The sequence below is a fragment of the Streptomyces sp. AC627_RSS907 genome (genome assembly GCF_019049165.1).
Window position 1 is genome coordinate 1 of sequence record NZ_JAGMUE010001054.1, and the last position, 545, is coordinate 545.

The window sequence follows — 545 nt, forward strand, 5'->3', positions numbered from 1 at the left end:
GCGCACGCCACCGCCCGACCGGGCCGGCAGCCGGCCCCCGGCGGCGGGCCGCTCCGGCGGGCTCCACCTCGTCGGCGCATGTACGAGGGTCGGCCGACCGGCGGCCGTGCGAGGGAAGTTGACGCCCCGTCCGCTCGCCGCGCGCGGCGCGTCAGAGCGCCCGGACGGGACCCGGGCACGCGGACGGGCGGCATCCGGGCGGGCGGCGTACGGATGGCGGAGTACGCGGGCACGCGCGCGTGGCGTAGGGGCGCATGGTGTAGGGACCCCTGGCGTACGACCACGGCCAGTGGGCGTCATGGGCGCGTGGCCCGCGGTGAGGACCGGTGCTCGTCCCGGCGGCGCCGGCGGCTACCGGCTCAGGCCGACGCCTCGGTCAGCGCGGCGATCTCCGAAGCCGTGAGGTCCAGGTCGGCCACGGCCAGCAGCGGCGGGAGCTGCTCCAGGGTGCGGGCGCTGGCGATCGGGGCCACCACCGTGGGCTGCGCGGCCAGCCAGGCCAGGGCCACCGTCGCGATCTCGACGCCGCCGTGCGCCGCGGCCAC

At 79.4% G+C, this 545-nt stretch carries 1 protein-coding gene; it reads right to left on the reverse strand.

Annotated features, from left to right (window positions below; all coding sequences use genetic code 11):
- Window positions 1-359 precede the first annotated feature (359 nt).
- Window positions 360-545 (reverse strand): aldo/keto reductase (locus KUM32_RS40220; RefSeq protein ID WP_217146652.1); only part of this gene is annotated, 186 nt, incomplete at its 5' end.